Origin of the sequence: Dactylosporangium roseum (assembly GCF_025264685.1) — a bacterium.
In the GTDB taxonomy this organism is placed as follows: domain Bacteria; phylum Actinomycetota; class Actinomycetes; order Mycobacteriales; family Micromonosporaceae; genus Dactylosporangium; species Dactylosporangium roseum.
The window spans coordinates 1875143-1901720 of the sequence record NZ_CP073721.1; the positions used below are offsets into that span (position 1 = coordinate 1875143).

General features: G+C 70.9%; 26 protein-coding genes and 2 pseudogenes. 20 read left to right on the top strand and 8 right to left on the bottom strand.

The window, feature by feature from the left end; translation table 11 throughout:
• Positions 1-34 precede the first annotated feature (34 nt).
• Complete coding sequence (locus Drose_RS09440; protein ID WP_260727792.1) at positions 35-511, top strand: hypothetical protein; 477 nt, start codon at positions 35-37, stop codon at positions 509-511.
• Positions 512-522: 11 nt separating this feature from the next.
• On the opposite strand, the gene Drose_RS09445 is transcribed toward Drose_RS09440, so the two are convergent.
• Complete coding sequence (locus Drose_RS09445) at positions 523-900, bottom strand: hypothetical protein (RefSeq protein ID WP_260727793.1); 378 nt, start codon at positions 898-900, stop codon at positions 523-525.
• A 69-nt stretch (positions 901-969) separates the two neighbouring features.
• On the opposite strand from Drose_RS09445, the gene Drose_RS09450 reads away from it, so the two are divergent.
• The gene (locus Drose_RS09450) at positions 970-1413 is read left to right on the top strand and encodes a hypothetical protein (RefSeq protein ID WP_313900009.1); all 444 of its coding nucleotides are present in this window, start codon (positions 970-972) and stop codon (positions 1411-1413) included.
• A 145-nt stretch (positions 1414-1558) separates the two neighbouring features.
• On the opposite strand, the gene Drose_RS09455 is transcribed toward Drose_RS09450, so the two are convergent.
• Positions 1559-1768 carry a hypothetical protein gene (locus Drose_RS09455; protein ID WP_260727794.1) on the bottom strand — a complete coding sequence of 70 codons (210 nt, stop codon included), beginning with the start codon at positions 1766-1768 and terminating at the stop codon, positions 1559-1561.
• A gap of 274 nt (positions 1769-2042) precedes the next feature.
• Here Drose_RS09455 and Drose_RS09460 point away from each other — a divergent pair, with 274 nt between their 5' ends.
• The 4 genes from Drose_RS09460 to Drose_RS09475 all read left to right on the top strand — a co-directional run bounded on the left by Drose_RS09460 (position 2043) and on the right by Drose_RS09475 (position 4458).
• Positions 2043-2438, top strand: a complete 396-nt coding sequence (locus Drose_RS09460; RefSeq protein ID WP_260727795.1) for a hypothetical protein — start codon at positions 2043-2045, stop codon at positions 2436-2438.
• 72 nt (positions 2439-2510) lie between these two features.
• A complete protein-coding gene (locus Drose_RS09465; RefSeq protein ID WP_260727796.1) occupies positions 2511-3119 on the top strand; it encodes a trimeric intracellular cation channel family protein in 609 nt (202 codons plus the stop codon).
• A gap of 84 nt (positions 3120-3203) precedes the next feature.
• Entirely contained in the window at positions 3204-3569 is a 366-nt protein-coding gene (locus Drose_RS09470) for a VOC family protein (protein WP_260727797.1), read from the top strand.
• A gap of 454 nt (positions 3570-4023) precedes the next feature.
• A complete protein-coding gene (locus Drose_RS09475; RefSeq protein WP_260727798.1) occupies positions 4024-4458 on the top strand; it encodes a cupin domain-containing protein in 435 nt (144 codons plus the stop codon).
• 116 nt (positions 4459-4574) lie between these two features.
• On the opposite strand, the gene Drose_RS09480 is transcribed toward Drose_RS09475, so the two are convergent.
• The 3 genes and pseudogenes from Drose_RS09480 to Drose_RS09490 all read right to left on the bottom strand — a co-directional run bounded on the left by Drose_RS09480 (position 4575) and on the right by Drose_RS09490 (position 6841).
• The gene (locus tag Drose_RS09480) at positions 4575-5312 is read right to left on the bottom strand and encodes a C40 family peptidase (RefSeq protein WP_260727799.1); all 738 of its coding nucleotides are present in this window, start codon (positions 5310-5312) and stop codon (positions 4575-4577) included.
• 266 nt (positions 5313-5578) lie between these two features.
• Positions 5579-5902, bottom strand: a pseudogene (locus Drose_RS09485) (aminoacyl-tRNA deacylase); the annotation flags it as partial.
• Between the two features lie 54 nt (positions 5903-5956).
• Positions 5957-6841 (bottom strand): LLM class flavin-dependent oxidoreductase, encoded by an 885-nt coding sequence (locus tag Drose_RS09490; protein ID WP_260727800.1) that lies wholly within the window; start codon positions 6839-6841, stop codon positions 5957-5959.
• A 344-nt stretch (positions 6842-7185) separates the two neighbouring features.
• On the opposite strand from Drose_RS09490, the gene Drose_RS09495 reads away from it, so the two are divergent.
• Entirely contained in the window at positions 7186-8421 is a 1236-nt protein-coding gene (locus Drose_RS09495) for a cytochrome P450 (RefSeq protein WP_260727801.1), read from the top strand.
• An 85-nt stretch (positions 8422-8506) separates the two neighbouring features.
• Here Drose_RS09495 and Drose_RS09500 read toward each other — a convergent pair whose 3' ends face one another.
• The 3 genes from Drose_RS09500 to Drose_RS09510 are packed head-to-tail and all read right to left on the bottom strand — an operon-like array spanning position 8507 to position 10342.
• Positions 8507-9214, bottom strand: coding sequence for a uracil-DNA glycosylase (locus Drose_RS09500; RefSeq protein WP_260727802.1), 708 nt, complete (start codon positions 9212-9214; stop codon positions 8507-8509).
• A 47-nt stretch (positions 9215-9261) separates the two neighbouring features.
• Positions 9262-9864 carry an MBL fold metallo-hydrolase gene (locus Drose_RS09505; RefSeq protein WP_390891357.1) on the bottom strand — a complete coding sequence of 201 codons (603 nt, stop codon included), beginning with the start codon at positions 9862-9864 and terminating at the stop codon, positions 9262-9264.
• A 43-nt stretch (positions 9865-9907) separates the two neighbouring features.
• Complete coding sequence (locus tag Drose_RS09510; protein WP_260727804.1) at positions 9908-10342, bottom strand: hypothetical protein; 435 nt, start codon at positions 10340-10342, stop codon at positions 9908-9910.
• Between the two features lie 90 nt (positions 10343-10432).
• Here Drose_RS09510 and rsgA point away from each other — a divergent pair, with 90 nt between their 5' ends.
• The 13 genes and pseudogenes from rsgA to secG all read left to right on the top strand — a co-directional run bounded on the left by rsgA (position 10433) and on the right by secG (position 26569).
• A complete protein-coding gene (gene rsgA, locus Drose_RS09515; protein WP_260727805.1) occupies positions 10433-11464 on the top strand; it encodes a ribosome small subunit-dependent GTPase A in 1032 nt (343 codons plus the stop codon).
• A gap of 120 nt (positions 11465-11584) precedes the next feature.
• Positions 11585-14530 (top strand): annotated as a pseudogene (gene uvrA, locus Drose_RS09520) (excinuclease ABC subunit UvrA); the annotation flags it as partial.
• 362 nt (positions 14531-14892) lie between these two features.
• Entirely contained in the window at positions 14893-15411 is a 519-nt protein-coding gene (locus Drose_RS09525) for a Rieske (2Fe-2S) protein (protein WP_260727806.1), read from the top strand.
• Between the two features lie 135 nt (positions 15412-15546).
• Positions 15547-15981 carry a Rieske (2Fe-2S) protein gene (locus tag Drose_RS09530; RefSeq protein WP_260727807.1) on the top strand — a complete coding sequence of 145 codons (435 nt, stop codon included), beginning with the start codon at positions 15547-15549 and terminating at the stop codon, positions 15979-15981.
• 85 nt (positions 15982-16066) lie between these two features.
• Positions 16067-18064: an excinuclease ABC subunit UvrC gene (gene uvrC, locus Drose_RS09535; protein WP_260727808.1), complete on the top strand. Its 1998-nt coding sequence runs from the start codon at positions 16067-16069 to the stop codon at positions 18062-18064.
• 10 nt (positions 18065-18074) lie between these two features.
• Positions 18075-18974 carry an RNase adapter RapZ gene (gene rapZ, locus Drose_RS09540; RefSeq protein ID WP_260727809.1) on the top strand — a complete coding sequence of 300 codons (900 nt, stop codon included), beginning with the start codon at positions 18075-18077 and terminating at the stop codon, positions 18972-18974.
• A gap of 269 nt (positions 18975-19243) precedes the next feature.
• On the top strand, positions 19244-20218 hold the full coding sequence (locus Drose_RS09545; protein WP_390891428.1) for a gluconeogenesis factor YvcK family protein: 975 nt from the start codon (positions 19244-19246) through the stop codon (positions 20216-20218).
• Positions 20209-21189: a DNA-binding protein WhiA gene (gene whiA / locus Drose_RS09550; protein WP_260727810.1), complete on the top strand. Its 981-nt coding sequence runs from the start codon at positions 20209-20211 to the stop codon at positions 21187-21189. The genes Drose_RS09545 and whiA overlap by 10 nt, the downstream gene beginning before the upstream one ends.
• Before the next feature lie 244 nt (positions 21190-21433).
• Positions 21434-22438 carry a type I glyceraldehyde-3-phosphate dehydrogenase gene (gene gap, locus Drose_RS09555; RefSeq protein WP_260727811.1) on the top strand — a complete coding sequence of 335 codons (1005 nt, stop codon included), beginning with the start codon at positions 21434-21436 and terminating at the stop codon, positions 22436-22438.
• Positions 22435-23622 (top strand): phosphoglycerate kinase, encoded by a 1188-nt coding sequence (locus Drose_RS09560; protein WP_260727812.1) that lies wholly within the window; start codon positions 22435-22437, stop codon positions 23620-23622. Before gap ends, Drose_RS09560 begins: the two co-directional genes overlap by 4 nt.
• Before the next feature lie 3 nt (positions 23623-23625).
• Complete coding sequence (tpiA, locus tag Drose_RS09565) at positions 23626-24411, top strand: triose-phosphate isomerase (protein ID WP_260727813.1); 786 nt, start codon at positions 23626-23628, stop codon at positions 24409-24411.
• A gap of 138 nt (positions 24412-24549) precedes the next feature.
• Complete coding sequence (locus Drose_RS09570) at positions 24550-26262, top strand: ABC transporter substrate-binding protein (protein ID WP_260727814.1); 1713 nt, start codon at positions 24550-24552, stop codon at positions 26260-26262.
• Positions 26263-26311: 49 nt separating this feature from the next.
• Positions 26312-26569: a preprotein translocase subunit SecG gene (gene secG / locus Drose_RS09575; protein WP_260727815.1), complete on the top strand. Its 258-nt coding sequence runs from the start codon at positions 26312-26314 to the stop codon at positions 26567-26569.
• Positions 26570-26578 lie beyond the last annotated feature (9 nt).

A 26578-nucleotide genomic window follows, 5' to 3' on the forward strand; every position in this document is an offset into this window, starting at 1 on the left:
GCCCCGGCGATGACCCAGGGGCTAGGGTCGATCGGTGACGACCACCAGTTGGCGGCACCTGCCGCCACCCGCCCGGGCCATCGCGACCGCCGCCACCGCCGCCGTCGACGCGACCCGTGAGCGCGACAAGGACGCGTTCGAGGCGGCCGCCGAGCAACTCGGCGCGCTCGACGCGGAGCAGGTCGGCCTGGTCCTCGGCATAGTGGTCCGGAGTCTGCTGGAAGACCTCCACCCGGACGGCCTCGACGGTGACGACATCCGCGCCGCGCTCGAGCGGGCGGTCCGCTCCGCCGGCGAGTGGCAGGACGTCGACCCGCAGGTCATGGTCGTGCTGCTGGTCGGCGCGCTCGGCGTCCACGAGCAGGGTGACGACGATCAGCGCCCGTCGCCGTGGGCCCTGGCCAGGCACGCGCCGCTGCTCGTCGCGGAGCTGCTGGGCGCCCGCTCCTTCGCCACCTACCTCGGCAACGCCTTCACCGAGATCGAGCGCTCCCAGATCCACGACATCTAGGACGTCCGGCCCTAGCGCCTGAACCCCTCGCGGAACCGCCGGAAGAACCCGCCCTCCCGCGGCAACGGCGGACCGGCCGGCGGCGCCGCCGTCCGCTGCCGGGCGATCGGCCGGTCGTAGTCGGTCCGCGCGATCGCGTCGACGATCTGCGCCTCCGTGAAGTGTTCCGACCCCTCGATCATCGGCACGAAGCCGACCAGCATGCCGTCGCGCATCACCTGCGCCTCCAACCCCGCAGTGCCGTCGGTGTCCCACACCGCGACGCGGCCGTCGAACAGCGTCACCCGTACGCCGAACTGGGACAGCCCGGCCCTGGCCAGCTCCAGGTGGGCGGGCACGCCACGCTCGCGCAGCGCATCGACCACTCTGCGCGCCTCGTTCTCGTCCATGGGGGAAAGCTAGCTCGGATCCCTGTGAGCCGGCTGTCACCGCCCTGTCCGCAACCTACGCTCGGGATTGTGGCTCTCCGCGCCTGGCCGGTCGCTCGGCTGCTGTTGAGGTGGCCGATCGTGGTCCCGCTGGCGGCCACCGTGGTCCTCCTGGCGACGTGGGGCCGCAAGCCGCGCGGCATGGTGCTCACCCTCGTCGCCGTCGTGCTGGTCGCCGCGGTCGTGGCCGCCGTGCACCACGCGGAGGTGGTGGCGCACCGGGTCGGCGAGCCGTTCGGCACGCTGATCCTCGCGGTCGCGGTCACCGTGATCGAGGTCGGCCTGATCCTGATGCTCATGACGACGCCGGGCCGCCCGGCGGACACCCTCGCCCGCGACACGGTCTACTCCGCGTTCATGATCGTGTGCAACGGGGTGCTCGGCCTGTGTCTGCACGGCCGGGCCACCCTGCTCCAGGGCACCGTCCATCTGGTCATCTTCGGCGCGTTCGTCTTCCTGGCCTTCAGCCCTTGACAGGTCCGTGGCGAGGCTCGGGCGTTCGCGGCGCCGCCGCCCTCCCGGCGCGGACCCGCTCGGCTCGGGGGTCACCTCCGGGAAGCGAGACGGCGGGGCCGGCGCCGACCGGCGCCGGCCCCGCCGCGGGGAGGAGGCGAGTGCGCTACTTGGAAGGCTCGGGAAGATCGCAATTGATCTTGGGGTTGACTCCGACGTAGTTCAGCGGACCGGCGATGATCGTGACGACGATCGTTCCGGCCTTCGCGCAGTTGGTTTCTTCGCTGTTGAAGTATCCGCGCTGGCCGGCCGCGATGACCCCGATGATCAGCCAGATGACGAGGATGACCCCGCCGATCGAGGACCCTCTGCCCACAGCTTGCCTCCTTCGTCCGCTCGGTCTGCACTGCCCGGCCGGCCCCGGTTCGGCCGACATCGAATCGACGGTTGGATACCCCGGAGCCCGCAACGGGCAAACGTGGCACCCGCCTCCCGCTGACGTCACGGGACCGCCGACGGTGGCGAGTGACGCGGATCGCTTTTGCTGTCGGCTTGGCAGCAAAGGGGGAGTGCGGCGGGGCCCCGACCCCATACCGTTCCTGATCGTTACAGCACACCGAACACCCGAATGCGATTGGGGCACCACCGATATGAGCGACGAATACTCCGGCTTCACCGCGGACGTCGACGGCGACGGCGTCGAGGACCCGGCCGAGATCTACACCCTCGACGACGGCAGCAACGTGATCGTCGCCGACACCGACGGTGACGGCGAGGCCGACTACGCCGCGCTGGACTCCGACGGCGACGGCCGGTACGAGCTGGCCTACGACGCGAACACTGGCGAGACGATCGACCTGACGTCCGACGAACTCGCCGGCTACGGCGCCGACTACGACGGCTCCGGCGGCAACCTCGACGGCGACGTCGTGACCGCCGACCCCACCACGACCGGCGACAGCGGCTCCTACTACGACGCGGCCGCGGTCTCCGACATGTTGGCCATGCAGCACGAAACCTCGATGGCCGTCATCGACAACATCTAGGCCGGTATACATGATGCGCGGCATCCGGCGAGGGTGCCGCGCATCGCTGTCCGCACCGAGGGATCCGGCCACGTGTCATCGCTCAGCCCGCTGCTCGTCGTCGACCTCGTCGGCATCGCCGTCTTCGCCGCCTCCGGTGCGGTCGCCGGCGTGGCCAAGCGACTGGACCTCTTCGGCGTCATCTTCGTCGGCTTCACCGCGGCCCTCGGCGGCGGCATCCTCCGCGACCTCTTCGTCAACGTGCAGCCGTTCGCGTTCGTCGACTGGCGATATGCCGCGGTGGCGGTGGTCACGGCCGCCGCGACGTTCTGGCTCCACCCGGCGGTGAGCAAGCTGCGCCGGACCGTCCTCGTGCTCGACGCGGCCGGCCTGGGCCTGTTCGTGGTGACCGGCACGCTGAAGGCGCTCGACGCCGGCGTTCCGGCGTTCGGCGCCTGCATCATCGGCATGATTACCGGCATCGGTGGCGGCCTGGTCCGTGACCTGCTGACCGGCGAGATCCCGACGGTGCTGCGCCGTGAGATCTACGCGGTCGCGGGCCTGTGCGGCTGCGCCTCCGTCGCGACGCTCGACGCGCTGGAGGTCCAGCGACCGCTGAACATCACGCTGGCCGCCACGTTGACCTTCGTCCTGCGTATGGTCGCCATCCGGCGCAACTGGTCCGCCCCGACGGCCTCGTGACGGTCGCCGTCCGGGCGGACCCGCACGACCGAATCCCGGACGATCCTGACATGAGGTGGCAGGAATACGTGCCAGGATGCGGGCATGACTGGATTCGCTAGCCTCATCATGGTCAACATCGACTGCGCCGAACCGCCCGCCCTCGCCGCCTTCTACAGCGAGGTCCTCGGCTGGGACGTCACGCACAGCGAGGACGAATACGCGATGATCAGCGACGGTGGCACGTCGATCGGCTTCGGCCAGTTGCCCGGCTACACCGCGCCGACCTGGCCGGAGGGCCCGACGCCGAAGCAGTTCCACCTCGACTTCTACGTCGACGACCTGGCCGACGCCGAGGAGCGGGCGCTGAAGCTAGGCGCCACCAAGCCCGGCCACCAGCCCGGCGGCGACCGCTACGTCGTGTTGCTCGACCCGGCGGGCCACCCGTTCTGCGCCTGCCTGCGCGGCTGACGAACGCCACTTCAAGGCCGCGAAGCGCAGCCCGACGGGCCTGGTCACCCCGGACAAGACCGGCGATTCGGGCGCGGGCGCGCAGATATCGCCGCCGAGGTGTGCCGGTCGGCGCGCAATCCGCCGCCAGGCCGCTCGACCTCATGATCATGGGAAAGATGCGGCTGCCCCGCTAGCCACATCTTTCCCATGATCTGGAGCCGCACCCGGAACGCGCCGTCCCGGGTCCGGCGATGACGACCAGCAATGCCCCGAAGCGCCGCATCCGGCGATGGTAGTCCCGGGGTCCGGACCGGGCCCGGCGCGATCAATCCTGCGGCCGGCTCAGGCCGCGTTCCCGGTCGACGGCGCGGTTCCACGAACGCGCCGCTGCGCGATTCCGGCCTCACGCCGCCCGGCGTGACACGGGCCCGCACCGGCGTCAGACGGCGGGGCGGGCCACTACGTTTGGCGCATGACCACACGACCGCCGCTGGCCGAGCAGCTCGACATGCGACCGCACCCCGAGGGCGGCTGGTTCCGCGAGACGTGGCGCTCGCCGGTGAGGTTCTCGCCGGAGGGGTACGACGGCCCGCGCAGCGCGGCCACCGCGATCTATTTCCTGCTGCATCCGGGCGAGGAGTCCGCGTGGCACGTGGTGCGCTCCGACGAGCTGTGGTTCTGGCACTCCGGCGGCCCGCTGGAGCTGCGCCTCGGCGGCTCCGGCGACGTGCCCGGCGAGGGGCCGGCGGCGATTCTCGGCGCCGACGTGGCCGCCGGCCAGCGCCCGCAGGTGCTGATCCCCGCGGGCGTGTGGCAGGCGGCCACCCCGATCGGCACCGAGCCGGTGCTCGTGAGCTGCGTCGTCGCGCCCGGCTTCGACTTCGCCGACTTCCGGCTGGCCCACTAGCCCCCTCAGCCGTTGATCTTGCAGTTGTGGTGCCTAACAAACCGGGCATTCAGGGCGTGTCTCGGCACCACAACTGCAAGATCGGCGAGGGTTTTGGGGGCGGGGCGGTCGAGGGGTCAGTTGATGATCCGGCGGGCGTATCGAAAGTCGTAGATCGGCGAGACCTTGACCCCGCCGCGCTCGGTCGACGCGTGCACGATGCGCCCGCCGCCGATGTAGATCCCGACGTGCCCGCTCGACGGGAACACGAGGTCGCCCGGGCGCAGTTCGCCCCGGCCCACCGGTCTTCCCCGGCCGGCGAGCCCGCCCGTGGTGCGGGGCAGGCTGACGCCGATCCGCCGGTACGCGGCGACGACGAGCCCCGAGCAGTCGAACCGGTCCGGTCCGGCCGACCCGAAGGTGTACCCCTTGCCGACCTGTGCCATCGCGAACCCGACGACCGTCCCGTCCCCGCCACCGGCCGGCTGGACAGGCCGGGCCGTCGTGGTGCGGACGCGGAGCCGGTTCGCCGGCGCCGCGCCGCGCGGCTTCGACCTGGTCGCCTTGCGCCGCACGGTGCTCTTGCCCGCACCGCCCGTCCGCGGCGCGGCCGTGCGCTCGGTGACCTTGCGCTGCGGCCCCGGTGCCCGATCCGGAACCTGCGCGGCCGGCGGTGCCGGGTGCAGCCGTCGCTCGACGGGCCTGAGCTCGACGAGCCGGTCGGCCCGGGCCGGCTCCTGGGCTGCCCCGACGAACACGTACGGGGTCCGGGTGACGACAACGCCCGCGGCGGACGGGCTGTCGAGTGTCCCGGCGACGGCAGCGGCGCACGCGATGGTGCAGACGGTGGTCGCGGCCGCGAGATTGCGGCGCACGACATGACCGCGTAACGGATGTGTGGACAGTGGGACTCCCCGCTCGGCCCGGGGCTCACCTGCGCATTCCGGCCGGCCCGCACGAATGGTGAGGCGCGCCGCGCGACCGCCCGTCGAAGCACTCCACGGGCGACCTCCGGAAACCCGGGCAATGATGGTTGCCGAGTGCCAGATTTGCACATTTTCCCGACAGCAAAGGCATTTTCGGCAAACTGCCATTGGCGGGTGCGGCTTTCTGCGGTACCACCGGAAAAAGCGCCCGTCGATCAGGCCCGCGGTTCGGCCTCGGAGACGTCGGCGACGGTGGCCGTCAGCACCTCGATCGCGGCGTCGGCGACCACGGCGAGCGCGACGCCGTGCCGCCCGCCACCCAGCGTGATCTCCCGCCCCCGGAGCCGCTCGTCGGCGATGACCGGCCAGGCGGTCGTCGACCCGAACGGCGTGATCGTGCCCCGCTCGTAGCCGGTCGCCGCGTCCGGCATCGAGACCCGGTTGACCCCGAGGAGCGCCCGCAGCTTCGGCCAGGAGATGACCCGGTCGCCCGGCACCAACACGAACCGGAACGAGTCGTCCGTCAGCCGCACCACGATCGGGGCCGACCGCGACCGGATCCGGCCTGAAGCCCCTCCGTGTCCCGGCGGCGGTCAGGGGACCAGCGGGCGGACCTCCCGCGCGACGAAGCGCATGAAGTGCTCCGGGTCCGGGTCGTCCGCGGTCGGTTGCAGGACCACGGTGTCGGCCCCGGCCTCCGCCCAGCGGCGCACCGCGTCGGCGACGGTCCGCGCGTCACCGGCGACGGCCACGTCGGCCGGATCCACACCGCGCTCGGCGTAGCCCCACCGCACGTGCTCGGCCGCCACGCGCTCCGCGGCGCCGGGACCGGTCGCCGCGTGCAGGTAGACGACGACCGGGTGCGGGCCGGTCCGCCCCGCCGCCCGGCGCCCCTCGTCGATCAGGCGCCGTGCGGCCCGTACCGCCCCGATGTCCGTGCCGCCGGTCAGGATGGTCCCGTCGGAGACCTCACCCGACAGCCGCAGGGTCCGCGGGCCGGTGGCGCCGGTGAGCACCGCCGCGCCCGTGGTCGGCGGCCAGTCCAGCGCCACGCCGTCCAGCCGTACGTACCGCCCCTCGACGGTGACCCGCTCGCCGCGCAACAGGGCCCGCAGCGCCGACGCGTGCTCGCGCAGCAGCGTCAGCGGCGACTCCGCGCGGGCGCCGACCTGGCCCATCCAGCTCTGCACACCGTGGCCGACGCCGACGATCGCCCGGTCCGGGAACAGCCGGAACAGCGTGGCCAGCTCCATCGCGGTGACGGCCACGTTGCGCAGCGGCACCGGCAGCAGGCCGACCCCGACCCGCAGCCGCGACGACCACGCCAGCGCCGCGGCGGCGGTGGCGATTCCGCTCTCCAGGAAGCAGTCCTCCCACAGCCACAACTCCTCCAGCCCGGCCTCGTCGGCGGCCCGGACGACGGACCGCAGTCGTTCCGGCGGGAGCTGGGGCAGGAACACGGCGCCGAGAGTCGTCATGCCCGCCAGTCTGGCACGGTCGAGCATCGTCGGGAGCCGCCGTCGGCGGCTCCCGACCGCGCCTGTGCGTCCACGCGCACGACGGTGCGGATCGTCTCCGCAGTGCTCTGCGGACCGTCGCCTTCGATCGAGGAATGCTTATTCGTAGATGACCGCTCCGGCGGACCGTCAGCCGGCACCCGCGCCTTCGACCGATGCGATTCGGGCGCCGTGCGCACGCCGTCCCGGTGCGGTCCCGGTACGCCGGCCGTGGTACGGCAGCCGGCCGGATACCGCCGGGGGAGCAGGCCCGGTGTCGCCGCCGATCCGACGTGACGACGCCGCCGACGGCCGACGCTGGCGGCATGACAACAGTCCGCACCGCAACCGTCCCCGGCCGTCGGATCGATCGCGCCCGGCGGCATGAGCTGCGGCTGCTCGCCGCCAGCCGGCCCGGCTTCCCGGCACTGCTCACCCTCGGGCGGTTCGCCCGGCCGATGTGGCGGGTGCCAGGGCTCGGCTGGGTGGTCGCCGACCCCGGCACCATGCGCCGCGTCCTCGCCGACCGGGACCATTTCACGATCGTCGGCGAGGGTGTCGTCGGGCACCTCTGGGCGCGGGTGCTCGGCGACTGGGTGTACGACCTCTTCGACGGCCCCGGCCACCAGGCCCTGCGCGCGACGACCCGGGACCTGTTCACCGAGGAGCGGGCGGCGGCGCTCGTGGCCCGCGCCGCCGGGCCGCGGCTGCGGCGCTGCACCGCCGAGCTCGCCGCCGGCGCGACCGTCGACGTCGCCGAGCTGAGCCGCGAGGTGGTCGGCCGGGTCGTCGCCGACCTGCTCGGCCTGCCCGGCACCGGTCCGGACGCCGCGTACCGCGAGATCTTCGACGCCGGCCTCGCCCTGGCCGCGCTGGCGGCCCGCAGCACCGCCTCGCCGCACGTACCGCCGCGGACCGTCGCCGCCGGAAAGGCGATCGTCGCCCGGATGACCGCCCAGGTCGCGGCCGGGTGGCGCACCGCGCCCGGCGGCACGCTGCTCGGCCGGTGCCGCGAACTCGGGCTGGGCCTGCGCGAGACCGAGGGCCTGGCGGCGCTGCTGACCGTGGCGGGGACGCAGACCACGGCCTCGGCGATGGCCCGGACCGTGGCACTGCTGCACGACACCGGCGAGCAGGACCGGCTGCGCGCCGAGCCGGACCTGTTGCCCGTCGCGGTGCGCGAGGGCCTGCGGATCGCCTCCCCGATACCGGTGATCACCCGGTCGGTCACCACCGACGTGGAGGTCGCCGGTCGGCGGCTCCGGGTCGGCCACCGGGTGCTGCTGCTGACCGCCACGGCGAACCACGCGCGCGGCGGGTTCGACCTCGACAACCTGCCCTTCCCGGAGCTGCGCCACCTCTGGTTCGGCGCCGGTCGCCACTTCTGCCTCGGCGCCCCGGTCGGCCGTGCCGAGGTGTCCGCCCTGCTGGACGCCCTGCTGGCGACCGGTCGCCCGTGGCACGTCCGCCGGCGGCGGTACGGCCACCGCGTCCTCATCCCGGCCTACGCCAGTCTGCGCGTCGCCCTTGCCGGTCGCGCCCGAGATCATGTGGAACGGTGACCGCGACGTCTCGTCGAAGTCGGGACGTCGTTCGGCCCGGCCCCGTACCGACGGAGCTGCGCCGCGCGCGTGACCAGGTCTCGCGTCACTGCCGCGGCATCGCCGGCGACCAGCGCACCGGGGGAGCTCCGGCCGCCACCAGTGCCGCGTTGATCTGGCTGAACGGTCGGCTGCCGCGGAAGCCGGCCGGGTTCATCGGGCTGGGATGCCCGGCGCGCAGCACCACGTGTCGGTTGTTCGTCACCAGCGGCGCCTTCGCCTTCGCCGCCGCGCCCCACAGCACGAACACGACGCGGTCCGCCTTCGCGTTCAGCGCCCGGATCGTGGCGTCGGTGATGTTCTCCCAACCGCGTCCCTGATGCGAGTTCGGGGTGCCGGCGCGGACGGTCAGCACCGCGTTGAGCAGCATCACTCCCTGCCGGCACCATGCGGTCAGGTCACCCGACGGCGGCGGGTCCACCCCCAGGTCCTCGCGCATCTCCTCGTACACGTTGCGCAGCGACGGCGGGACCGGAACGCCCGGCGGCACGCTGAAGCTCAGTCCATGGGCCTGTCCCGGCCGGACGTATGGATCCTGGCCGAGGATGAGGACCCGGGTCGCCGCGAGCGGGGACAACCGGTAGGCGGCGTAGATGTCCTGCTTCCGCGGATACACCGTGGCGGACCGGTACTGCTCGACAACGAACGAGGACAGCGCCGCCACGACAGCGGGGTCGACGTACGGGGCGACCGCCTCGCGCCAGTCCTCGGGCAGGAAGTCCAGGAGATACACGGGCTTCGTCGATACGGGCATGGCCCGCAATCTATCGCCCGTCTACCGCCCATGGTCGGCCTGGCAGGCTACCAGCCGCGGGCGCGCCACTGCGGGATTGACGGGCGCTCCGCGCCGAGCGTCGAGTCCTTCCCGTGTCCCGGGTGGATCACCGTCGAGTCCGGCAGGCGGCCGAAGACCTTCTCCTCCAGGTCGTCCATCAAGGAGTTGAAGTCGGTCGGGTTCGTCGTCCGCCCGGGACCCCCGGGGAACAGGGCGTCGCCGGTGAAGAGGTGGCCGCCGTCCGGCTCGTGGTACAGCGCGATCGAGCCCGGCGTGTGCCCCACGAGATGGATCACCGACAGCCGGTACGGACCCACCGGCACCACGTCACCCTCGGCCAGGGTGTCCGTCACCACCGGGATCTCCGGGGCGTCCGCGGCGTGGGCCAGTGACGCGGCGCCCGTGGCCGACACGATCTCGGACAGGGCCTGCCAGTGATCGGCGTGCCGGTGCGTGGTGACCACCGCCGAGATGCCATCCGGGCCGATCAGCGACAGCAGCCGCGACGGCTCGTTCGCGGCGTCGATGAGCACGCCCTCGCCGGTCGATCGGCAGCGCAGCAGGTACGCGTTGTTGTCCATCGGCCCGACCGAGAGCTTCGTGATCGAAAGGTCCGACGTCATTTCCATGCCTCCAGGGACGGGAGTTCGCCGCTCAGCCCACCGGCTCAGACTATCTTTGCCGGACCCCTACGGCCGGGGGCAGGTCACCGACGGCCCAGTGCAGCTCGTCCTCCCAGTCGGCCACGCTCAGGTCGACGGTCTCGAACGAGAGCCGGGCGCCGATCGGCTTGCCGAGGTAGCCCGCGAAGAGGTCGTGGACGACGACGAGCCGCTGGCCGACCGCGGCGGCCGCCGGGTCCGGGCCCGCGGCGCGGCGGACCTCCAGCCTCCCGTAGACGCCCATGTCGGCGTCGGTGCCGCGATCCTCCATGATCACGTCGAGGATCTCGTCCTCGGCACCCACATGGAAGCCGTAGGAGGTGCCGCCGAACGTCAGCCAGAACCGCATCAGCGAGTCGTCCTGGCCGGGCGAGACGTGCCACTGGACGTCTGCCCGGTCGAGGCGGTGGCCGACGGCGCCGGCCAGCACATGCGAGGGGAGCACGCACCCGACCATAGTCGCGATATTCGGTTTCGCGGCAAGGACGCGCTGCCTACCGTGGATTTCCGAACGCTCGTACGGACAAGGAAGCAGATGACTATCGACCTGTCGGCTCTCGGCTGGGACGACACCTTCGCCGCGGCCTACGCGCGACACGACCTGCCCGGTCAGCGGCCGGCGCGGGTGAGCCGCGTGGACCGGGGCATCTGCACGGCGCTGGCAGCCGACGGTCCGGTGCGGGCGAGCCTGGCGGGCGGCCTGCTGGCCCGTGCCGCCCGGGACGCGGCGGCCCTGCCGTGCGCGGGGGACTGGCTGGTCGTGCGCGACTGGCCCGACGGCCGCCTGACGGCCGAGGCGGTCCTGCCCCGGCGCACCGCGATCGTCCGCGCGGTGGCCGGCGAGGAGTCGTTCGGCCAGTTGCTCGCCGCCAACGTCGACGCCGTGGCCGTGGTCGAGCCGGTCGACCCGTCGCCCGACCTGGGCCGTGTCGAGCGCCTGCTGGCCCTCGCCTGGGAGTCCGGTGCCAAACCACTGCTCGTGCTGACCAAGGCCGACCTCGCCGCCGATCCGCTCGCGCTGGCGGAGCAGATGCCGGGGCGGGAGTCCGGGGTGGAGGTCCACGCCGTGAGCGCCCGCACCGGGATGGGCCTCGACGCCTTGCGCCCGCTCGTCGTGCCCGGCCGCACGCTCGGCCTGCTGGGTCAGTCCGGCGCCGGGAAGTCGAGCCTGGTCAACGCTCTCGCCGGCGCGCCGGTGATGCACACGCAGACGCTGCGCGCCGACGGTCGAGGGCGGCATACGACCACATATCGGGCGCTGATTCCCATGCCGGGCGGCGGCGCGGTGCTCGACACGCCCGGCATCCGGCTCGTCGGCATGTTCGACACGGCCGGCGGGCTCGATCGGGCGTTCGCCGATGTGACCGAGCTCGCGGCGCTCTGCCGGTTCCAGGACTGCAACCACGCGGGCGAGCCGGGCTGCGCGGTCCGGGAGGCGGTCGAGGACGGCACGCTGAGCCCGCGACGCTTCGCCCATTGGCGGAAACTGCAGAAAGAGCAGATGCTTGCATCGGTACGGCGAATGAAGCGCGAAAGCCGCGAACGTCGCCGGTCGGCCCGGCCCTAGGTGTGGCGCCCGGCGAGAGTCCCTCGTCCGGGCGCGGAAAAATGTCATACCCCCTGGCTAGAGTTGTCGGCTGGCACCGTGACGGTGTTCGAACCGGACAAATCACTGCCAAGGGGAAGCATGTCCGACCGCTTGATCATCCGTGGCGCACGCGAGCACAACCTTCGCGACGTCAGTCTTGACCTGCCGCGCGACGCGATGATCGTGTTCACCGGTCTGTCCGGCTCCGGCAAGTCGAGCCTGGCGTTCGACACGATCTTCGCGGAGGGGCAGCGGCGTTACGTCGAGTCGCTGTCCTCCTACGCGCGACAGTTCCTCGGCCAGATGGACAAGCCCGACGTCGACTTCATCGAGGGCCTGTCCCCGGCGGTCTCCATCGACCAGAAGTCGACCTCGCGCAACCCGCGATCGACGGTCGGCACCATCACCGAGGTGTACGACTATCTCCGACTGCTCTACGCGCGCGTCGGTGAGCCGCACTGCCCGGTCTGTGGTGAGGCGATCACCAAGCAGACCCCGCAGCAGATCGTCGACCGGGTCCTCGCCATGGCCGAGGGCACCCGGTTCCAGGTGCTCGCGCCGGTCGTCCGCGGGCGCAAGGGGGAGTACGTCGACCTGTTCAGCGAGCTGCAGTCCAAGGGCTACGCGCGCGCCCGGATCGACGGCGTCGTCCACCCGTTGACCGACCCGCCGAAGCTCAAGAAGCAGGAGAAGCACACGATCGAGGTGGTCGTCGACCGGCTCGCCGTGAAGCCCAGCGCCAAGCAGCGGCTCACCGACTCCGTCGAGACCGCCCTCAAGCTCGCCGCCGGCATCGTCATCCTGGAGTTCGTCGACCTGCCCGAGGACGACGAGCACCGCGAGCGGCTGTTCTCCGAGCACCTGGCCTGCCCCAACGAGCACCCGCTGTCGATCGAGGACCTCGAGCCGCGCTCGTTCTCCTTCAACGCGCCCTACGGCGCCTGCCCCGACTGCACCGGCATCGGCACCAAGAAGGAGGTCGACCCGGAGCTGATCGTCCCCGACCCGGAGCGCACGCTGCGTGAGGGAGCGATCGCGCCGTGGGCATCGGGCCACACGCTCGACTACTTCCTCCGCCTGCTCGAGGCGCTCGGCGACGACGAGGGGTTCAACCTCGACACCCCGTGGCGCGCGATCTCCTCCCGCGGGCAGAAGGCGATCCTCCACGGCTCCGAGGACCAGGTCCACGTCCGGTACCGCAACAAGTACGGCCGCGAGCGCTCCTACTACACCGGCTTCGAGGGCGTGGTGCAGTGGATCGAGCGGCGCCACGCCGACACGGAGAGCGACTGGTCCCGGGACAAGTACGAGGGGTACATGCGCGACGTGCCGTGCGCCACGTGCGGCGGCAGCCGGCTCAAGCCGGAGATCCTCGCGGTCACGATCGCCGGGCACAGCATCGCCGACATCTGCGCCCTGTCCGTCGGCGACTGCGCCGAGCTGCTCGGCGCGATGACCCTCACCGACCGGCAGAAGATGATCGCCGAGCGGGTGCTCAAGGAGATCAACGCCCGGCTGCGCTTCCTCGTCGACGTCGGCCTCGACTACCTCTCGCTCGACCGCGCCGCCGGCACCCTGTCCGGTGGCGAGGCGCAGCGCATCCGCCTCGCCACGCAGATCGGCTCCGGCCTGGTCGGCGTGCTCTACGTGCTCGACGAGCCGAGCATCGGCCTGCACCAGCGGGACAACCATCGGCTGATCGAGACGCTCACCAGGCTCAAGCGCCTGGGCAACACGCTCATCGTGGTCGAGCACGACGAGGACACCATCCGCACCGCGGACTGGATCGTCGACATCGGGCCGGGCGCGGGCGAGCACGGCGGCCGGGTCGTGCACAGCGGGCCGTACGAGGAGCTCCTGCAGGCCGAGGAGTCGGTCACCGGCGCCTACCTCGCGGGCCGCAAGAGCATCCCGACGCCGCAGATCCGCCGGCCCCGCACGCCCGGCCGCGAGCTGGTCGTCATCGGCGCCCGCGAGCACAACCTGCGCAACCTGACCGTGTCCTTCCCGCTCGGCCAGTTCGTAGCGGTCACCGGCGTGTCCGGCTCCGGCAAGTCGACGCTGGTCAACGACATCCTTCATGCGGTGCTGGCGAACACCGTCAACGGCGCGCGCCTCGTCCCCGGCCGGCACACCCGGATCTCCGGGCTCGACAACGTCGACAAGGTCGTCGGCGTCGACCAGTCGCCCATCGGGCGCACGCCGCGGTCCAACCCGGCCACCTACACGGGTGTGTTCGACAACATCCGCAAGCTGTTCGCGGAGACGACCGAGGCGAAGGTCCGCGGCTACGGTCCCGGCAGGTTCTCGTTCAACGTCAAGGGCGGCCGCTGCGAGGCGTGCGCCGGCGACGGCACGATCAAGATCGAGATGAACTTCCTGCCCGACGTCTACGTGCCGTGCGAGGTCTGCAAGGGCGCGCGGTACAACCGGGAGACGCTCGAGGTGCACTACAAGGGCCGGACGATCGCCGAGATCCTCGACATGCCGATCGAGGAGGCCGCGTCGTTCTTCGAGGCGATCCCGGCGATCCACCGTCACCTGAAGACCCTCAACGACGTCGGCCTCGGTTACGTCCGGCTCGGCCAGCCGGCCCCGACGCTCTCCGGCGGCGAGGCCCAGCGCGTGAAGCTTGCGTCGGAGCTGCAGAAGCGCTCGACGGGCCGCACGGTCTACGTGCTCGACGAGCCGACGACCGGCCTGCACTTCGAGGACATCCGCAAGTTGCTGCTGGTCCTGCAGAGCCTGGTCGACAAGGGCAACACGGTGATCGTCATCGAGCACAACCTCGACGTGATCAAGGCCGCCGACTGGGTCATCGACATGGGCCCGGAGGGCGGTCACAAGGGCGGCTCGGTCGTCGCCGCCGGCACGCCGGAAGAGGTGGCCGAGCTGGAGGAGAGCCACACGGGTAAGTTCCTGCGCCCGGTCCTCGGCCTGGCAGGCCCGGCGACCGGCGCCGACCCGTCCGCCCGTGACCGAGCCGCCAAGGCCAACGGCGCCGCCAAGCCGAACGGTGCGAGCAAAGCACCGGTCGCGTCTCGCGCCAACGGCACGGGCGCGGCCCCGAAGAAGGCGGCCGCCACCCGAGCGACGACCGCCGCCAAAGGCTCCGCCGACAAGCCCACCACCTCCGAAGCCGCACCGAAGACACCGTCGAGATCCACGACCACGAAGTCGGCCGCCACCAAGTCGACGGCCCGCAAGGCCCCGGCGAAGAAGGCCACAACAAAGGGCTGACCCGCCCGCGCGCGACGGCCGCGCTGGTTGACCTTGGAAGATTGTGGTCGCCATGGCAGCCGCAACCTTCCAAGGTCAACTTCGGGCTCCATGCGCGGGACGCCACGGCCGTGGCGGGAGTGCGCTGCTACCGTGGGCCGCTGGCGAGGCCGACCCTGGAGGAACACGTGCCTGTCGAGGACGTCTTCAACCCGTGCGCCGCTCGGCGGACGCTTCTGCTCGGTGCCGGGGCGCTGGGTGTCACCGTGCTCGCCGGATGCGGCGGTGACGAGCCTGCCGCGCCCGTCGCGAACGGTGGTGCGAGCAGTGCGCCGGCGCCGGCCGGTACCTCTGCCGCGGCGAATCCCTTCGACAACACCGGCGCCGCCACCGAGCCGGGTGCGGCCGCCCCGCCCGCCGGGGCGCTCGTGGCGGTGCGGGAGGTGCCGGTCGGCGGCGGCCTCATCGTCAAGGACACCGTGCTCGTCGTGCAGCCGAAGCAGGGCACGATCAAGGCGTTCAGGGCGCTCTGCCCGCACCAGGGCGTCATCGTCGAGCCGCCCAGCGCCGGCAACCCGATCATCATGTGCCCCGGGCACAACTCGCAGTTCAAGGCCGCCGACGGCAGCCTCGTGCGCGGGCCGGCCACGCGTGGGCTCAGCGCCGTGCCGGTGAAGGTCCAGGCGGGATACGTGGTCGAGGTCTGAGGTCCGCCACGGCGAGTGACGAAAGATCACGCGTGGATAACGGATTTCCAGACTTTGTTGAGCATTGAACCGTACCGTCCATGGTCGACGTGTTTCCTGGCGTAGCCAGCGGGCCAACGATCATTGGAGGAGCTTGTGAGTGACACGACCCGCCGTGCGGTGCTCGCCGGAGCGGCCGGCGTCACGGCCGTGACGGTTCTCGCCGCGTGTGGAGACGATGCCGGCGACACCGGGAGCACCGGCAGCGGCAACACCGGTAGTACCGGCGGTGCCGCGGCCGGAGGCCCCCTGGCGAGCAAGGCCGACATCCCCGTGGGGGGAGGGAAGATCTTCACGGACGGCGGTGGCGTGGTCGTCACCCAGCCGGCCTCCGGCCAGTTCAAGGCCTTCAGTGCGATCTGCACGCATAAGCAGTGCGTGGTGTCGGAAGTGAAGGACGGCAGCATCCACTGCAAGTGTCACGGCAGCGCGTTCTCCGCCGCCGACGGCTCGGTGACCAACGGCCCGGCGACCAAGGGCCTGCCCGAGAAGCAGTTGAAGGTCGACGGCGACAACATCTCCCTGGCCTGAGGCAACGTGCGAGGGCCGGCCGAGAGGGGGCGGTCGGCCCGGCCCGGCGCGGATTTTCGTCGTACCCCCCGGATAGGCTCGAAACGTGCCTGACCCGTCCACCTACCGTCCCGCGCCGGGGACCATCCCCGACACCCCCGGGGTCTACCGTTTCTACGATCCGTCCGGCCGGGTCATCTATGTGGGCAAGGCGAAGAGCCTGCGGCAGCGGCTCAGCTCCTATTTCGCCGACGTGTGGACGCTGCACTCGCGCACGCAGCAGATGGTCACCACCGCGTCCCGGGTCGACTGGGTCACCGTCGGCACCGAGGTCGAGGCGCTCCAGCTCGAGTTCAACTGGATCAAGGCCTACGATCCGCGGTTCAACGTCCGCTACCGTGACGACAAGAGTTATCCCTATCTGGCGGTGACGCTCGACGAGGCGTATCCGCGACTCCAGGTGATGCGCGGGGCGAAGCGCAAGGGCGTGCGCTATTTCGGTCCCTACGCGCACGCGTGGGCCATCCGCGAGACGCTGGACCTGCTGCTGCGCGTGTTCCCGGCGCGCACCTGCTCGTCGGGGGTGTTCAAGCGGGCCGGTCAGATCGGCCGCCCCTGCCTGCTGGGCTACATCGGCAAGTGTTCCGCGCCGTGCGTCGACCGGGTCAGCGAGGCCGAGCACCGGCAGATCGTCGAGGACTTCTGCGACTTCATGGCCGGCAAGACCGACACCATGGTCAAGAAGCTGGAGCGGGAGATGTATGCCGCCTCCGACGAGCTCGACTTCGAGCGTGCCGCCCGGATCCGCGACGACCTGGGCGCACTGCGGCGGGCCGTGGAGAAGCAGGCCGTGGTGCTCGGTGACGGCACCGACGCCGACGTGGTGGCGTTCGCCGACGATCCGCTCGAGGCGGCGGTGCAGGTGTTCCACGTGCGTGGCGGGCGGGTCCGCGGCCAGCGCGGCTGGATCGTGGAGAAGACCGAGGACCTGTCCGCGGGCGACCTGGTGCACCACTTCTGCAGCCAGATCTACGGCAGCGAGGCCGGTGCCGAGGCCGCCGACCTGCCGAAGGAGCTGCTGGTCCCGGAGTTGCCCGCCGACGTCGACGCGCTCACCGACTGGTTGTCCAAGCTGCGCGGCAGCCGGGTCACGATCCGCGTCCCGCAGCGCGGGGACAAGAAGGCCCTTGCCGAGACGGTCGCGCGCAACGCCCAGCAGTCGTTGCAGCAGCACAAGCTGCGCCGGGCCGGTGATCTGAGCACCCGCAGCAAGGCGTTGGAGGAGGTCGCGGAGGCGCTCGGCATGCAGACCGCGCCGCTGCGCATCGAGTGTTACGACGTATCCCAGATTCAGGGCACCGACGTCGTCGCCAGCATGGTCGTGTTCGAGGACGGACTGGCTCGAAAGAGTGAATACCGGCGGTTCGCGATCAACGGCGCGACCGACGACGTGTCGGCGATCTCCGAGGTGCTGCGCCGGCGGTTCGCGCGGTATCTCGACTCGAAGGTCGAGCTCGACGAGCTGTCCGGCGAGGAGGACGTGTCCCGGCCGGGCATCGACCCGACCACCGGCCGGCCGCGCAAGTTCGCCTACCCGCCGCAGTTGGTCGTCGTCGACGGCGGCCAGCCGCAGGTCAACGTCGCCGCGCAGGTGCTGCTCGACCTCGGCGTCGACGACATCGCGATCTGCGGCCTCGCCAAGCGGCTCGAAGAGGTGTGGCTGCCCGACGACGACTTCCCGGTGATCCTTCCGCGCGCCTCCGAGGGGTTGTATCTGCTGCAGCGCGTCCGTGACGAGGCGCACCGCTTCGCGATCACGTATCACCGGCAGAAGCGGTCGAAGCGCATGACGGCGTCCACGTTGGACGCTGTTCCGGGACTCGGCGAGATCCGTCGCAAGGCGCTGCTGCGCCACTTCGGTTCACTCAAAAGGCTGAAGGCGGCGAGTGTCGAGGAGGTCGCGGAGGTCCACGGCATCGGCCGCCGGACCGCCGAGTCGATCCTCAGGACGCTGAACGGCGAGGCCGCGCCGCCGGAGCCGGGCGCGAAGGGTGAAGCTGCGCAAACCGACCGAGCGGCCAGGCCCGCGGGCGGCACGACATAAACTCATGCACGTGGTGAGCGAAGAGGGTGCGCCGGTCGCGCCCGACCGGACGACGACCGACCTGGTCATCGTGACGGGCGTGTCCGGCGGCGGGCGCAGCACGGTGGCCCGCGCCCTGGAGAACGTCGGGTATTACGTCGTCGACAACCTGCCGCAGGCGCTGCTGCTCGACATGGCCGAGCTGGCCTATGCGGCACGCGGCGCCGCCCGGCGCACGGCGATGGTCCTCGACGTGCGCAGCCATGCGTTCTCGACCGACCTGCCGGGTGCCGTCAAGGCGCTGCGCGAGCGGGGCTTCAACCCGCGGATGGTCTTCGTCGACGCCGACGACGAGGTGCTGATCCGCCGGTTCGAGAGCGTGCGCCGCTCCCACCCGTTGCAGGGTGCCGGCCGTCTCTCCGACGGCATCGCCGCCGAGCGCAAGCTCCTCCAGGAGGCGCGCGAGCAGGCCGACGTGCTCATCGACACGAGCCATCTCAACGTCAACCAGTTGCGCGGCCGCATCGAGGAGATGTTCGGCGAGGAGGACACCACCCAGATCCGGGTCACGGTGCTCTCGTTCGGGTTCAAGTATGGGTTGCCCCCCGACGCCGACTTCGTCCTGGACGCGAGGTTCCTTCCGAATCCGTACTGGGTGCCCGAGCTGCGGGAGCACACCGGCAAGGAGACCGAGGTCAGCCGATACGTGCTGGGCCAGCGCGGCGCGGTGACCTTCGTCGAGACCTACGCGCGGCTGATCAACGCCACCGCGCCGGGCTTCGAGCGCGAGGGCAAGCGATACCTCACCATCGCCGTCGGCTGCACCGGCGGCAAGCACCGCAGCGTCGCGATCGCCGAGGAACTGGCCCGCCGGCTGCGCGAGATGCGTCTGGCGGCGTCGCCCCAGCACCGCGACCTGGGGCGCGAATGACCGACGAGGCACCGGCAGCACCGCAGGCCCAGACCCCGCCACGCACGGTGACGGGCGAGCCCGTCACCGTGCCCACCGAAGCCGCCGCACCGCCGGCCGCGGCGGCCGGCGGCCCAGGCACCTCCGGGCCGGGTGTGGCCACGGCCACGGAGCCCGGCGACGTGCGCACCGCCGGACCGGACGGGACGGCCTCGCCGATCGCCACGCAACGGCTGGGCAACGCCACCGAGCTGGGCGCCGAGGCGTCCGCCGCCGCGAGCCGGTCGCTCATCGGGCGGGCGGACGGCGCTCCCGTGCGGGTCGTCGCCTTCGGGGGCGGGCACGGGCTCTCCGTGACGCTCCGCGCCCTCCGCGGCATCCAGCGGGAACGGCCCCTCGACATCACCGCGGTCGTCACCGTGGCCGACGACGGCGGCTCCAGCGGTCGCCTCCGGGCCACCCGCGACATCCTGCCCCCGGGCGACCTGCGCCAGGCCCTCGCCGCGCTCGCCGACGAGGCCGCCCTGGCCGAGCTGTTCCAGCACCGGTTCGACGGCGACGACGACATCGCCGGGCATCCGGTCGGCAATCTTGTCCTCTGCGCGCTGATGGAGCTGGCCCAGGACCCGGTCTCCGCCCTCGACCGGGCCGCCGCCATGCTGCGCTGCCACGGGCGGGTCCTGCCGATGTCACGCCAGCCGCTGCATATCGAGGCCGATCTGTCGGAGGGTGGTGAGGTCGTCACCGTGCGTGGCCAGCACCAGGTCGCGATCTCCACCAAGACCATCGACCGGGTCCGGCTCACGCCCGCCGCGCCGGCGGCCTGCGCCGAGGCGGTGCACGCGACGCTGCGGGCCGACTGGCTGCTGTTCGGCCCCGGCTCCTGGTTCACCAGTGTGATCCCGCACCTGCTCGTGCCGGCGTTGGCCGACGCGATCCGGGAGAGCGCCGCAAAACGCCTGGTCACGCTCAACCTGGCGGCCGACAGCGAGACCGCCGGGCTCACGCTTCCAGAGCACCTGGCCGCGTTGCGTCGTTACCTACCCGGGTTACAGGTCGATGTAGTTCTTGCTGACGGGAAAGCCGTAGGCGACCCCGAACCGGTCCATCGTGCGGCAGAATCGCTTGGTGCACGTCTGGTAGTGGCGCCGGTGGCCGTCGTGGATGGATCTCCACAGCACGATCCGCAGGCGCTCGCGGCAGCTCTGGAGCCGCTGATCCGTAAGGAATTCGAAAACCGCGAGGTGACGACAGAATGGCGATGACCGCTGCGGTCAAGGACGAGCTCAGCCGGGTTGACGTGGCAAAACCCTGCTGCCGGCGCGCCGAGATGGCCGCGCTGCTCCGGTTCGCCGGCGGACTGCACATCGTCTCGGGCCGGGTGGTCGTCGAGGCCGAGCTCGACACCAACGCCGCGGCCCGCCGGCTCAGGCGGGAAGTGTCAGAGGTCTACGGGTACCAGAGCGAGATCCACGTCCTCGCGTCCGGCGGCCTGCGCAAGGCCAGCCACTTCATCGTCCGCGTGGTCAAGGACGGCGAGGCCCTCGCCCGGCAGACCGGCCTCCTCGACGTCCGGGGCCGCCCGGTCCGGGGGCTCCCGCCGCACGTCGTCTCCGCCAACATGTGCTGTGCCGTCGCCGCCTGGCGAGGTGCCTTCCTCGCTCACGGCTCCCTGACCGAGCCCGGCCGAAGCTGCGCCCTGGAGATCACCTGCCCCGGCCCGGAGGCCGCGCTCGCGCTGGTCGGCGCCGCCCGCCGCATCGGGATCACCGCCAAGGCCCGCGAGGTCCGCGGCGTCGACCGGGTCGTGGTCAAGGACGGCGACGCGATCGCCGCGCTGCTCACCCGCATCGGCGCCCACCAGAGCGTCCTCACCTGGGAGGAGCGCCGCGTCCGCCGCGAGGTCCGGGCCACCGCCAACCGGCTGGCCAACTTCGACGACGCCAACCTGCGCCGCTCCGCCCGCGCGGCGGTCGCCGCCGCCGCCCGGGTGGCCCGGGCCATGGAGATCCTCGCCGACACCGCCCCCGATCACCTCTTCAGCGCCGGCACGCTGCGGCTGGAGCACCGGCAGGCGTCGCTGGAGGAGCTCGGCGCGCTCGCCGACCCGCCGCTGACCAAGGACGCGATCGCCGGCCGGATCCGCCGTCTGCTCGCGCTCGCCGACAAGCGGGCCCGCGACCTCGGCATTCCGGACACCGAGTCGGCGGTCACCCCCGAAATGCTCGTAGGCTGAAACGTGGCCTCCGACACCCCGCCGGGATCGTGACCAGTCCGAGACGATAGGGTTTGAGAGTTCGGCGATGAGGCCGACTCGGGTCGCTCCTCGCTGTTCGATCGCCGCCGCGACACGCGGCCGGGCCCAGGCGTCACAAGCAGGGTCCGGACCGGCGGGACCAGGGTGGGCGAACCAATAACACTCATCTGGCGCCCGGCATCGGCAAAGGCCGGGACGCGACAAGGCGAGGAGATGTGTCGAAGTGACCATCCGGGTTGGCATCAACGGCTTCGGCCGGATCGGCCGCAACTTCTTCCGTGCGGCCTTGGCCAAGGGCGCTGACATCGAGGTCGTCGGCGTGAACGACCTCACCGACAACGCCACGCTGGCACACCTGTTGAAGTACGACAGCATCCTCGGCCGCCTGCCGTACGAGGTGAAGGCGACCTCCGACGAGATCACCCTCAACGGCAAGACGTTCAAGGCGCTGGCCGAGCGCGACCCGTCGAAGCTGCCGTGGGGCGACCTCGGCGCCGACGTCGTGATCGAGTCGACCGGCATCTTCACCGACGCCGAGAAGGCCAAGGTTCACGTCGAGTCGGGTGCGAAGAAGGTCATCATCTCGGCGCCGGCCAAGAACGAGGACATCACCGTCGTTCTGGGCGTCAACGGGGACAAGTACGACGCGGCGAAGCACACGATCATCTCGAACGCGTCCTGCACCACCAACTGCCTCGCGCCGATGGCCAAGGTCATCAACGACACCTTCGGCATCGAGCAGGGTCTGATGACCACGATTCACGCGTACACCCAGGACCAGAACCTCCAGGACGGCCCGCACAAGGACCTGCGTCGCGCCCGCGCCGCCGCCCTCAACGTCGTGCCGACCTCGACCGGTGCGGCCAAGGCCATCGGCCTGGTCCTGCCGGAGCTGAAGGGCAAGCTCGACGGCTTCGCGATGCGTGTGCCGATCCCGACCGGCTCGGCCACCGACCTGACGGTCAACCTGTCCCGTGAGGCCACCGCCGACGAGATCAACGCCGCGGTCAAGGCCGCCGCGGACGGGCCGCTCAAGGGCATCCTCACCTACACCGAGGACCCGATCGTCTCGACCGACATCGTGACCGACCCGGCGTCGTGCATCTTCGACGCGGGCCTGACCAAGGTCATCGGCAAGCAGGCCAAGGTCGTCGGGTGGTACGACAACGAGTGGGGCTACTCGAACCGCCTCGTCGACCTCGTCACCCTGGTCGGCACCGGCCTGTGAAGACGCTCGACGACCTCCTAAGGTCAAGCGCCGCGGGCCGGCGCGTGCTCCTGCGCGCCGACCTCAACGTCCCGCTCGACGGAGACAAGATCACCGACGACGGGCGTATCCGGGCGGTCCTGCCGACCCTCAACGCGCTGCGTGAGGGCGGTGCCCGGGTCGTCGTGGTGTCGCACCTGGGCCGCCCGAAGGGTGCGCCCGACCCGAAGTACAGCCTGCGGCCGGTCGCCGGTCGCCTCTCGGAGCTGCTGGGGGCTCCGGTCGCGTTCGCCACCGACACGGTCGGCGAGTCGGCGGGGGCGACCGTGGCCGGGCTCGGCGACGGTGCCGTGGCGCTGCTGGAAAACCTGCGGTTCAACAAGGGCGAGACCAGCAAGGACGAGGCCGAGCGCGCCGCGTTCGCCGCGCAGCTCGCGGAGTTCGCCGACGTCTACGTCGATGACGCCTTCGGCGCCGTGCACCGCAAGCACGCCAGCGTCTACGACGTGGCCCGCCTGCTCCCGCACTACAGCGGCTGGCTCGTGCGGCGCGAGCTCGAGGTGCTCTCGAAGCTGACGGGCGACCCGGATCGGCCCTATGTCGTCGTGCTCGGCGGCTCCAAGGTCTCCGACAAGCTGGCCGTCATCGAGGCCCTGCTGCCGAAGGTCGACAAGCTGCTCATCGGCGGCGGCATGTGCTTCACGTTCCTCAAGGCCCAGGGGCACGAGGTCGGCAAGAGCCTCCTGCAGGACGAGATGATCGACACCTGCAAGGCCCTGCTGGAGCAGGCCGGCGACAAGATCGTCCTTCCGGTCGACGTGGTCACCGCGCCCGAGTTCAGCGCCGAGGCACCCACCGAAACGGTTGAAATCGGGCAAATCGGAGCCGGGGGCATGGGCCTCGACATCGGTCCCGAGTCCGTTGCGCTCTTCACCCGGGTCCTGGAGCCGGCGAAGACCGTCTTCTGGAACGGGCCGATGGGCGTCTTCGAGCTGGCGCCCTTCGCGGCGGGCACCCGTGGCGTCGCCGAGGCGATCACCAAGGTCGACGGCTTCACCGTCGTCGGCGGCGGCGACTCGGCGGCGGCGGTCCGCGCGCTCGGCATCCCCGAGGACGGCTTCAGTCACATCTCCACGGGCGGCGGCGCCTCCCTGGAGTTCCTCGAGGGCAAAGAGCTGCCCGGCATTCTGGCGCTGGAGGCCTGAGTCATGACCACTCCGGAGACCGGTCGCCGTCCGCTCATGGCCGGCAACTGGAAGATGAACCTCAACCACCTCGAAGCGATCGCGCTGGTCCAGAAGCTGGCCTTCAGCCTCACGGAGCAGCAGCTCAACGACGTCGAGGTGGTCGTGCTGCCGCCGTTCGTCGACATCCGCAGCGTCCAGACGCTGGTGGACGGCGACAAGCTGCTCATCGGCTACGGTGCGCAGGACCTGTCGCCCCACCCGTCGGGGGCGTATACGGGTGACATCTCGGGCGGGATGCTGGCCAAGCTCGGCTGCCAGTACGTCGTGGTCGGTCATTCGGAGCGCCGCCAGTACCACCGCGAGGACGACGCTCTCGTCAACGCCAAGGTGAAGGCCGCGCTCGCCAACGGCATCGCGCCGATCCTGTGCGTCGGCGAGGGGCTCGAGGTGCGCGAGGCCGGCGAGCACGTGGGCTACACGCTCGCGCAGCTCGACGCCGGTCTGGAGAAGGTCAAGACCGACGAGGTCGAGAAGATCGTCATCGCGTACGAGCCGGTCTGGGCGATCGGCACCGGCAAGGTGGCGACCCCGCAGGACGCGCAGGAGGTCATCGGCGCGATCCGCACGCGGCTGGCCGAGAAGTACACCGGCGGCACCGCCGACCGGATCCGCATCCTCTACGGCGGCTCGGTCAAGCACGACAACGTCGCGGCGATCATCGAGCAGCCCGACATCGACGGCGCGCTCGTCGGCGGCGCCAGCATCGACGCCGAGGGTTTCGTCCGGATTTGCCGCTTGGGTAAGTAGGCAACACATCACCGAACGTCGCGCGGTCCGCATGGGCCGCGCGACGTTTTGCGGTGCCAGCCACCCCGCATTCCGTCCGACCTGAACGCCGCCTAAAGTGACGTGGTCCCGCCACGAGCGGGTGACGTTAGGACGAGCATGCTGTTCTCCACGCGCCGTCGTGCCACCGTGGGGGTTCTCGTGAGTCTGGCGCTGCTGGCGACCGCCGGGTGCAGCGACGCGGACGCGACGAACCAGCCGCAACCGCCGAAGACCGGCGGCACCCTGCACGTCATCGTGAGTGCCAAGCCGGCCCATCTCGACCCTCAGCGCATCGCCACGGCGACCGACGCGAACGTCAGCCGCCTGCTCAGCCGCACGCTCACCACGTTCAAGTCCGAGCCGGGCGCGGCGGCCAGCGAGATCGTCGGCGACCTCGCGACCGACGCCGGCCGGCCGAGCGAGGGCAACAGAGTCTGGGACTTCCGGCTCAAGGAAGGCCTCCGCTGGGAGGACGGCACGCCGATCACGTGCGAGGACGTGAAATACGGCGTCGAGCGCAGCTTCTCCAGCGCCTTCTCCGTCGCCCAGCCGTATGCGAAGACCTACCTGGCCAGCACCGAGAACTACGCGGGACCGTTCGTCGACGGCAACAACGACGGCAAGGGTCTGGCCTCTGTCCAGTGCGCCGACAAGCGGAACATCAAGTTCCGGTTGTCCCAGCCGGTCGGCGACTTCGGCTACACCGTCGCCATGTCGGTGTTCGCGCCCGTGCCGGTCAAGCAGGACACGAAGAACGACTACGACCGCAAGCCGTTCTCGAACGGCCCGTACAAGCTGCAGGAGAACACGGACCAGCGGTTGGTCTTCGTGCGTAACCAGTATTGGGACCGCAAGACCGACAGCGTTCGCAAGGCGTACCCGGAAAAGATCGTGATCGAGGCCAACGGCGACCTGCCGACCGTCACCTCGAACCTGATCCAGAGCGAGGGCGACTTCGCCGACTCGATCGACCTGGACAAGAACGTCGCGCCCAGCTTCGTGCAGCAGGTCGTCAACGACCCTGACCTGTCGGCGCGGGCGGTCCAGGGCAGCTACGGCGGCATCCGATACCTGGCGATCAACTCCAAGCGGATCCCCGACCTCGACTGCCGCCGCGCCCTGGTCTACGCGTTCGACAAGCGCAAGTTCCGCGCGGCGGCCGGCGGCTCGGTCTTCGGCGACTACGCCAACACGATGATCGCCCCGCAACTCAAGGCCCACAAGGACTTCGACCTGTACGACAGCGCCAACAACGTCGAGGGCAAGCCTGACGTGGCCGTCAAGCTGATGGAGGGGCGGCGCAACAGCGGCAAGCCGTGCGCGACCACACTGACGCTGTCGATCCCGGAGCAGAAGGACATCCGGCGCCTCGCCGCCACGATGGTCGAGAGCTACCAGCGGATCGGCATCCAGTTGAAGGTCAACGGCATCGACCCGGAGAGCTACTTCGACGTCATCGGCAACCCGGCCAACCAGAACGACCTGCTGTGGGCGGGCTGGATCCCGGACTGGGCCAACGGCTCCGCGGTCATCCCGCCGCTGTTCGACGGCCGGCTCATCCCGACCAAGGCCGACGCCACCAACAACCAGAACTACTCGTTGCTCAACGACCGCCAGATCAACGACGCGATCGCCGCGGCGCTGGAGGAGTCGATGCCCGATCGGCAGTACCGGCTGTGGGGCGAGCTGGACGAGAAGATCCAGCAGCAGGCCGTGACCATCCCGATCATCTACATGAAGGCGCTGCGCATGGCGGGCACCAACGTGCGGGGCGGCTTCATCCACCCGCAGTTCGGCCAGCCCGACCTGTGCGCACTCGGTCTCGCCTAGTAAGCTGGCTCAGCCTGAGCATTCCGCCCATCGAGAGGACGACCGCGCCATGACGGCGTTCGCTTACACCCTCATCGTGTTGCTGATCATCACGAGCGTTTTGCTCACCATGCTCGTGCTCCTGCACCGCGGCAAGGGCGGCGGCCTGTCGAGCATGTTCGGCGGTGGCGTCTCCTCCAGCCTCGCCGGCTCCTCCGTCGCCGAGAAGAACCTGGACCGATACACCGTTCTGGTCGGTATCATCTGGTTCGCCTGCATTGTTGGCCTTGGGCTCTGGCTGAAAATCGTCGAGAACAGTGGTGCCTGAGCACCCGCA

Bases quoted from the DNA above. Each gene is read 5' to 3' on its own strand.
- Drose_RS09445 (WP_260727793.1), bottom strand. From the start codon at position 900: ATGGACGAGAACGAGGCGCGCAGAGTGGTCGATGCGCTGCGCGAGCGT.
- Drose_RS09460 (WP_260727795.1), top strand. From the start codon at position 2,043: ATGAGCGACGAATACTCCGGCTTCACCGCGGACGTCGACGGCGACGGC.
- Drose_RS09470 (WP_260727797.1), top strand. From the start codon at position 3,204: ATGACTGGATTCGCTAGCCTCATCATGGTCAACATCGACTGCGCCGAA.
- Drose_RS09475 (WP_260727798.1), top strand. From the start codon at position 4,024: ATGACCACACGACCGCCGCTGGCCGAGCAGCTCGACATGCGACCGCAC.
- Drose_RS09490 (WP_260727800.1), bottom strand. From the start codon at position 6,841: ATGACGACTCTCGGCGCCGTGTTCCTGCCCCAGCTCCCGCCGGAACGA.
- Drose_RS09495 (WP_260727801.1), top strand. From the start codon at position 7,186: ATGACAACAGTCCGCACCGCAACCGTCCCCGGCCGTCGGATCGATCGC.
- Drose_RS09500 (WP_260727802.1), bottom strand. From the start codon at position 9,214: ATGCCCGTATCGACGAAGCCCGTGTATCTCCTGGACTTCCTGCCCGAG.
- Drose_RS09505 (WP_390891357.1), bottom strand. From the start codon at position 9,864: ATGGAAATGACGTCGGACCTTTCGATCACGAAGCTCTCGGTCGGGCCG.
- rsgA (WP_260727805.1), top strand. From the start codon at position 10,433: ATGACTATCGACCTGTCGGCTCTCGGCTGGGACGACACCTTCGCCGCG.
- whiA (WP_260727810.1), top strand. From the start codon at position 20,209: ATGGCGATGACCGCTGCGGTCAAGGACGAGCTCAGCCGGGTTGACGTG.
- tpiA (WP_260727813.1), top strand. From the start codon at position 23,626: ATGACCACTCCGGAGACCGGTCGCCGTCCGCTCATGGCCGGCAACTGG.
- Drose_RS09570 (WP_260727814.1), top strand. From the start codon at position 24,550: ATGCTGTTCTCCACGCGCCGTCGTGCCACCGTGGGGGTTCTCGTGAGT.
- secG (WP_260727815.1), top strand. From the start codon at position 26,312: ATGACGGCGTTCGCTTACACCCTCATCGTGTTGCTGATCATCACGAGC.